At 39.2% G+C, this 3,240-nt stretch carries 4 protein-coding genes; 3 read left to right on the forward strand and 1 reads right to left on the reverse strand.

Going from position 1 to position 3,240, the window contains the following annotated elements; translation table 11 throughout:
• The first annotated feature begins 36 nt into the window (after positions 1-36).
• The 3 genes from tsf to ABYK33_RS14855 all read left to right on the forward strand — a co-directional run bounded on the left by tsf (position 37) and on the right by ABYK33_RS14855 (position 2,039).
• Entirely contained in the window at positions 37-1,098 is a 1,062-nt protein-coding gene (tsf, locus tag ABYK33_RS14845; RefSeq protein ID WP_373034088.1) for a translation elongation factor Ts, read from the forward strand.
• Between the two features lie 156 nt (positions 1,099-1,254).
• Complete coding sequence (locus ABYK33_RS14850; RefSeq protein WP_373034084.1) at positions 1,255-1,905, forward strand: ABC transporter ATP-binding protein; 651 nt, start codon at positions 1,255-1,257, stop codon at positions 1,903-1,905.
• A complete protein-coding gene (locus ABYK33_RS14855; protein WP_373034085.1) occupies positions 1,902-2,039 on the forward strand; it encodes a hypothetical protein in 138 nt (45 codons plus the stop codon). The genes ABYK33_RS14850 and ABYK33_RS14855 overlap by 4 nt, the downstream gene beginning before the upstream one ends.
• Before the next feature lie 19 nt (positions 2,040-2,058).
• On the opposite strand, the gene prfB is transcribed toward ABYK33_RS14855, so the two are convergent.
• The gene (gene prfB / locus ABYK33_RS14860) at positions 2,059-3,153 is read right to left on the reverse strand and encodes a peptide chain release factor 2 (protein ID WP_373034087.1); all 1,095 of its coding nucleotides are present in this window, start codon (positions 3,151-3,153) and stop codon (positions 2,059-2,061) included.
• Positions 3,154-3,240: the final 87 nt, after the last annotated feature.

The following is a 3,240-nucleotide window of genomic DNA, read 5'->3' on the forward strand; positions in this document are numbered from 1 at the left end:
AGTAGCATCTGCAAAAGAATTGGCGGAGGCGTAATCATGGCAAACTTTGGACCTAAAGATATCAAAAAACTCAGAGAGATGACTGATGCAGGAATGATGGACTGTAAAAAAGCATTGACTGAAGCTGATGGAGATATGGACAAAGCTGTTGCATGGCTTAGAGACCAAGGAATGGGAGCTGCAGCTAAAAAAGCTGGAAAAGTAGCTGCTGAAGGTGCTATCGGTGTTAAAGTTGAAGGTAAAAAAGCAGTGATCGTTGAAATCAACTCTCAAACTGACTTTGTTGCACAAAATGACAAATTTTTGGCCGTTATGGATACAGTTGTAAATCATGCGTTTGATAACAGTATCGCTGATGCTGAAGCTATCAATGCTTCTACTATCAATGGTGAGCCTTTTGCTGAGTATCTTTCTCAGCAAATTGCAACTATCGGTGAAAAACTTGTAGTAAGAAGAGCTGCACTGATTGATGCTGATGAGAACACAGCAGTAAACGGTTATGTCCACTCTAATTCTCAAAATGGTGTGATCATTGAAGCTAGATGTGATTCTGCTAAGACAGCTGAGGCAATGACTCCTGTACTTAAAGAGATAGCAATGCACGCAGCTGCTATGTCACCATCAACACTTTCTTTTAAAGACTTTGATCCTGCATATGTAGCAGAAGAGACTCAAGGTAGAATTATCGCTATCGAAAAAGAGAATGAAGAGCTTGTTAGACTTGGTAAAACACTTAAGAACATTCCTCAGTATATCTCTATGAGTCAATTGACTGAAGAAGTTATGGCTGCAACAGAAGCACTTCTCAAAGAAGAGCTTAAAGCAGAAGGTAAACCTGAAAAGATCTGGGACAGAATTCTTCCAGGTAAGATCGAAAGATTTATTTCAGACAACACAACACTTGACCAAGAGCAATGTCTTCTTGATCAGAAATTTGTAATGGATGATAGCAAAACAGTTCTTGAATATGTTCAAGAAAAAGCAAAAGCAGCTGGTGGTTCAGCTGATATCGTACATTTCATCAGACTAGAAGTTGGTGAAGGGATTGAAGTAGCAGAAGAAGATTTTGCTGCTGAAGTTGCTGCACAAATGGGATAAGGGTTTCCCCTTATTCTTTCTTTCTACCTGAACTGTTGTTTGGGTAGGGTCTTAAATTTTTCCTCTTTTCCTCAATATACCCACCACATTTTTATGTTAGAATATGCCATGAAGTGGAACGGAATCCACACCTGCAAAATAATCTAAAGGCAACAGATGTCCCAATCCTTATTGGAAGCTCAAAATATTTCCCACGGTTTTGATACACTTTTATTTCATGATGTAAATTTTTCTTTAAAACCATCCCAGAGTGCAGCGATCATTGGCCGAAGCGGTTGTGGAAAGTCTACACTTTTACATATATTTTCAACATTTATCAAACCAGATAAAGGCAGTGTCACACTTTTAGGAAAAGATCTTTACAGTCTTGATGATAAGTCCATTGAGGCACTACGCCGTTATGATATAGGGATCATCTTTCAATTTCATTACCTCTTTAAAGGTATGACAGCAATGGAAAATATTGAAGTGGCCAGTATGTTAAGTGCAGAGAAGATCGATGATACCATACTTGAAAAGCTAGAGATCAAAGACCTCATGAAACAAAAGATAGGTGAACTTTCAGGTGGACAACAGCAACGTGTTTCCATAGCCAGAGTACTCAGTAAAAATCCTCGTATCATTTTCGCAGATGAACCTACCGGAAATCTCGATAAAGAGACTGCAGAGTTAGTGATGGATGTATTGATGGATTACATTAAAGAGACAGGTGCCGGACTCTTACTGGTAACCCATGATGAGAGTATGGAGGCACGTTGTGATGTTGCATATAAGATCGAAGATAAAATACTGAAGGAGAAGGTATGAAAATAGATCTAATGAATGTTCTCTATACAACCTCTATGGTTATTTTGGCTTTTTTTGCAGCAGTTGTGCTCACAAAAACGGTCTCTAAATATCTTCCAAAAGAAGATGAAGAGAAAGAGAAAGAAGAAGAGTAGTCAGGGTTACTTTGCATTTCTATTTCGCTTGAGTAATAAGCACACCTTCGAGTAGCTTATCTATATCTCCATCAAGGATGGCATCTACATTGGTAAAAGCTTGGTTGGAACGGGTATCTTTGACCTGTTGATAAGGTTGCATAACGTAGGAGCGTATCTGGTGTCCCCAACCAATTTCTGATTTTTCTACACCATCTAAGACAGCTTGTTTTTTAGCCATCTCATACTCATAAAGACGAGATTTCAACATTTTCATGGCTGCAGCTTTATTTTTATGCTGGCTTCTATCATTTTGACATTGTACGATGATATTGGTTGGTATATGTGTGAGACGGATGGCTGACTCTGTTTTATTGACGTGTTGTCCCCCTGCACCTGAGGCACGGTAAGTATCCACACGTAAATCTTTGTCTTCTATGGTGATGTCTATGTCATCATCTATTTCCGGTGAAACCATCACTGAAGAAAATGAAGTATGACGTTTGGCATTAGAATCAAAAGGAGAGATACGTACCAGTCTATGAATACCGTTTTCCACTTTGAGGTAGCCATAGGCATTTTCACCCTTGATGATGAAAGAGACATCTTTGATACCTGCTTCTTCTCCAGCCTGATAGTCAAGTCCTTCGACTTTAAAGCCATGTCTCTCTGCCCAACGTAAATACATACGGTAGAGCATACTGGCCCAATCTTGTGATTCAGTTCCACCAGCTCCTGGGTGGATGGAGACGATGGCATTGGCACCATCATGTTCTCCACTGAGCATCATCTGTACCTCTAGGGCATTGGTACTTTCCTGTAGGCTCTGGGCATCTTCATAAAGCATCTCCAAGGTCTCTTCATCATTCTCTGCTTTAGAGAGTTCAAAATACTCACTGGCATCATGCACTGCATCATAGGCATTGTTATAGGTCGCCAATATACGTTCAGCTTTGGTTTTTTCCTGGGAGATCTTCCCTGCATTGGTCGCATCGTTCCAAAAATCAGGGTCTTGCTGCATCTCTTCTATCTCTTTTAATCTCTTTTCTAAGAGATCTGGTTTTACAATATTTTTAATATTATCCATTTTAATAGTAAGTGATTTGAGTAATTCGCTGTATTCGTATGCATCCATAGTAAAATCCTAGTGTAATTTTGATATGATTTTATCAAAATATAGCGAAATATGAGGTTAGAGATGGTTATCGTTCGGACAATAGAG

Source organism: Sulfurovum sp. (assembly GCF_041562805.1).
GTDB lineage: Bacteria > Campylobacterota > Campylobacteria > Campylobacterales > Sulfurovaceae > Sulfurovum.

Bases quoted from the DNA above. Each gene is read 5' to 3' on its own strand.
- tsf (WP_373034088.1), top strand. From the start codon at position 37: ATGGCAAACTTTGGACCTAAAGATATCAAAAAACTCAGAGAGATGACT.
- ABYK33_RS14850 (WP_373034084.1), top strand. From the start codon at position 1,255: ATGTCCCAATCCTTATTGGAAGCTCAAAATATTTCCCACGGTTTTGAT.
- ABYK33_RS14855 (WP_373034085.1), top strand. From the start codon at position 1,902: ATGAAAATAGATCTAATGAATGTTCTCTATACAACCTCTATGGTTATT.
- prfB (WP_373034087.1), bottom strand. From the start codon at position 3,153: ATGGATGCATACGAATACAGCGAATTACTCAAATCACTTACTATTAAA.